This is a genomic window from Caldisericum sp. (assembly GCA_022759145.1).
In the GTDB taxonomy this organism is placed as follows: domain Bacteria; phylum Caldisericota; class Caldisericia; order Caldisericales; family Caldisericaceae; genus Caldisericum.
The window spans coordinates 1-3,895 of the sequence record JAEMPV010000057.1; the positions used below are offsets into that span (position 1 = coordinate 1).

A 3,895-nucleotide genomic window follows, 5' to 3' on the forward strand; every position below is an offset into this window, starting at 1 on the left:
GAAAATTTATATAGAAGAACCTTTATCGTAAAATAAAAGGAGGACTATATGAATGGACAAACTCGGGAAACTCTTGCTAATGAGATCTGGAGAGCCTGCGATATCCTCCGTAGTGATAACAATTGCACTGGTGCCATGGAATACATTGAGCACTTATCTTGGCTTCTTTTTCTCAAGTTTCTTGATGCTCAAGAAGAGGAATGGGAAGCACAAGCCAAGCTCGCAGGAAGAACATATGAACGAATTTTAGACGGAGACTTACGCTGGAGCGCCTGGGCAACCAAAGATTGGCCTGCCGATAAGCTTCTTGAGTTTGTCCACGGAAGACTTATCCCCTATTTGCAAAGTCTTGGAGGAGACCCTTTAAGGGATACTATACGGAGTATTTTTGCTGAACGCAATGTTATAGTTTGTGCCTCTGGATATAATCTCAAGGAAGTGCTTCAAATTATTGATAAAATAGACTTTCACAACCAGGATGACATTTTCACTGTCTCTCAGGTGTATGAAGAACTTTTACGGCGGCTTGGCAATGAGAACCAGCTTGCTGGAGAGTTTTACACACCCCGTCCAGTTGTTCGCTTTGTGGTGGAAGTTGTTGACCCAAAAATTGGAGAAACTGTCTACGACCCAGCTTGCGGAAGTTGTGGCTTTTTAGTGCAAGCTTATTTATGGATGAAAAGATACGAAAAAACCTTGGAAGACCATAAAATCCTTCAGGAGCGCACCTTTTACGGTCAGGAAAAGAAGCCTATTCCTGCCCTTCTTGGTTTAATGAACATGGTTTTGCACGGTATAACCGCTCCTCGAGTAATTAGAAAAAATACCTTAGAAGAAAATATCCGTAATCCTTCTGAGCGTTATGATGTTATCCTTACCAATCCTCCTTTTGGAGGAAAGGAAGGAAAGCATATTCAGTCAAATTTCCCTATTAAATCTTCAAGGACAGAGCTTCTTTTCTTACAACATATTATGAAAAAACTCAAACCAAAAGATGGGGCTCGCTGCGGGATGGTTGTCCCGGAAGGAACGCTTTTCAGCGGAGGAGCCTTTGCTTCTGTTAAAAAAGAACTTTTAGAACAATTCAACCTTCACACTATAGTTAGTCTTCCTCTAGGAACTTTTGCTCCTTATTCAGATGTTAAGACCGCTCTAATCTTCTTTGAACGACCCGGACCCACGAAGGAGATTTGGTATTATGAACTACCTTTACCAGAGGGACTAAAAAAATTTAGTAAAACTAATCCCATCAAAGATGAGCATTTTAATGAGGCTCGGGAGCTTTATAAAGCTTGGTTAGCTTATCGCAAAGGCGAAGGACCACGTGAAGCTTGCCTCTCAGAACGCTCATGGATAGTCCCTGTTGAAGAAATCAAAGCTAAAGGGTATGACCTTAGCCCAAGAAATCCAAACAGAAAAGAAGCTGTAGCCTTGCCATCTCCTGTTGAAATTCTTTCAAGCTTATTAGAAAGAGAAAGAGAAATTTTAGATACTCTTGATGAGCTTAATGAGATTTTGGGGAATAATAGATAGAAATTTATAAATACAATATGGAGGGTGCTTATGTATTTAATTTTTGTTGATGAAGCAGGATATACTCCAGGTTGGTCTAATGTAAATTTGAATGATTTGAATGAACAGCCTGTGTATGTTGTTTCAGGTGTTGCGATAAAAGAAAATTGTATACAATCTGTTTATGATAGTATTATAAATAAACTTAAACAATTGAATATTACAGGAATAGATATTTCAAAATTAGGGAAAGGTGAAGAGATTAAGGCAAAAGAAGTAGATAGGGGTGAGGGAATTTGGCGACATTATTTTGATCTACGTGACGAAGTGCGTAAAATATATATGGATCATGACAATGTAATTTATTTTGCAGTATGTATAGATAAAAAAAGGCATATTACACAATATTTTGAACCAGAAAATCCTGAGTATTTAGCATTAAGATTTCTTTTAGAAAGAGTCCAAGGTTTATTAAACGATCAAAATGAATTAGGATTAGTTGTTATTGATTTTAATAGAAGAATTGAACAAGATCAGAGGAAATTTGTTAGTGAACTTCTTATTGAAGGTTCTCAAATAAAAATTTCTAATTTTCTTGAATTCCGATTACAACTTGATCGTATTATTGAATTCTATTTTTGTGATAGCCAAAATTCTTTAGGTCTTCAAATAGCAGATTTTGTTGCAAGACATATTTATTCTTGGTGGAAAAAAGGTAAAAATCCAAATTATCCAGGATGGTGTTATATTGAAAAGAGATTATATAAACCGCCAACTAGAACAAGTTATTATGGTTGGGGATATAAAGAATTTCCTTAGGTAGTGGCTATGATTGATGGACCATATAAACTTCCCAATGGCTGGCGTTGGGTGAGGCTGGGGGAAGTGTGTACTTATGAGTGGCAAACAATGGATCCGCGGCGCTATCCACACCAAGAATTTTTATTATTTAGTATACCTGCTTATGATAACAATAAGCAACCAGAACTCCGGAAAGGATCTGAAATAGGAAGTTCAAAGCTTAAAATTAAACCTAACATATGTTTATTTTCGAAACTTAATCCAAGAATTCCTAGGGCATGGGTTATAAAAAGCGATGAAAGTATTACAGACTTACCAATGTTGGCATCTACTGAATTTTTGGCTTTAAGACCTCATACGCATTTGATAGACTTAGATTATCTGGGATTATGTCTTTTGAGCAAAGTTTTCCTTTCTCAATTTCAGGTTGGTGTTACTGGAGCAACAAGCAGTAGACAAAGATTGAAGCAAGAAGATGTTTTAAATGCTCTCATCCCACTCCCACCCCTTGATGAACAAAAACGCATAGCTAATTACTTACAGGAAGTGCATGAAAAGATACAAGAGCTTAAAGAAGTTCAAACCAGAACAGAAGAAGAAATTAAACTCTTAGAACAATCCATCTTAGAAAAAGCCTTCCGCGGCGAACTGTAGACTAAAGTAAAGTGAAAAAAGAAAAAGATTTATTTGAAAATATTATTGAACGTAAAGCAACATATTGTGTTTTTCATGATGAAAGCATTCCAAATAAAAGATGGTTTATAATTGGATTACTATTCGTACAAGCAGAATATTTACAAAAGGTAGAACAAGCACTTAACTACTTGTTAGAAAAAGAAAATTATAAAGGTGAAATTCATTTTTCACGCTTACCCAAAAAATTTCAAGGAGAATATGGACCAAAGGCGCGCATAGCACTAAATTGGCTTAAGGCTTTTGAAGAAGGACTTTCTGATTATGCAAAATTTAGTGCTTTAGCAGTTGATCGTTTCTCTCCAGCCTATGATCATTCAAGATTTTCTAAAGAATATCACGCTTATAATAGATTTACAGCAATGGCATTAAAGGGAGCAATAGCGTGGCTACTTGGTCCAGAAAATTTAGATGAACTTTCTATAGTTTTTATATCTGATGCAAAGTTCCGAATGAGACGTCCTGAAGAAGGTTGGATTGATAATTTTGAAGAATACATACCTTACCGTGCTCAATTAGATTCATATTTAAATCGTTTGGAAGGAAAGAAATATCCTATAGTTAAAATAGAAAGATTAGAAATAGAAGATTCTTCAAAAAATATTTTACTTCAATTTTGTGATGTTTTATTAGGCGCAACGCAAATGGCAATAGTAGCTAGATCTACTAAAGAAACTAAAATAAAACTTGGTAAAATGATTGTTAAATGGCATAAAGATTTATTTCTCCTCCCCATGGGAACAAACTTTTAATTTACAAAGAAAATTCCATTTATGGGCTTTTCCTGATAAAAATGGAGCTCCATATACTAACATTGATTTTGCTCTAAAAATTAATGATGGACAATTAAATCTACTTTTTTAGAATGCTCTCACTATGAGCTTATTTA

General features: G+C 35.4%; 4 protein-coding genes. All 4 read left to right on the forward strand.

The features are described 5' to 3' along the window. The first annotated feature begins 48 nt into the window (after positions 1–48). The 4 genes from JHC30_03805 to JHC30_03820 are packed head-to-tail and all read left to right on the forward strand — an operon-like array spanning position 49 to position 3,758. The gene (locus JHC30_03805) at positions 49–1,533 is read left to right on the forward strand and encodes an SAM-dependent DNA methyltransferase (GenBank protein ID MCI4463278.1); all 1,485 of its coding nucleotides are present in this window, start codon (positions 49–51) and stop codon (positions 1,531–1,533) included. A 30-nt stretch (positions 1,534–1,563) separates the two neighbouring features. Then, positions 1,564–2,331: a DUF3800 domain-containing protein gene (locus JHC30_03810; GenBank protein MCI4463279.1), complete on the forward strand. Its 768-nt coding sequence runs from the start codon at positions 1,564–1,566 to the stop codon at positions 2,329–2,331. Between the two features lie 9 nt (positions 2,332–2,340). Beyond that, a complete protein-coding gene (locus JHC30_03815; protein MCI4463280.1) occupies positions 2,341–2,967 on the forward strand; it encodes a restriction endonuclease subunit S in 627 nt (208 codons plus the stop codon). Between the two features lie 11 nt (positions 2,968–2,978). Then, positions 2,979–3,758 carry a DUF3800 domain-containing protein gene (locus tag JHC30_03820; GenBank protein ID MCI4463281.1) on the forward strand — a complete coding sequence of 260 codons (780 nt, stop codon included), beginning with the start codon at positions 2,979–2,981 and terminating at the stop codon, positions 3,756–3,758. The last annotated feature ends 137 nt before the right edge of the window (positions 3,759–3,895 follow it).

Coding starts and splice junctions, on each gene's coding strand:
- JHC30_03810 (MCI4463279.1), top strand. CDS start 1,564: ATGTATTTAATTTTTGTTGATGAAGCAGGATATACTCCAGGTTGGTCT.
- JHC30_03805 (MCI4463278.1), top strand. CDS start 49: ATGAATGGACAAACTCGGGAAACTCTTGCTAATGAGATCTGGAGAGCC.
- JHC30_03815 (MCI4463280.1), top strand. CDS start 2,341: ATGATTGATGGACCATATAAACTTCCCAATGGCTGGCGTTGGGTGAGG.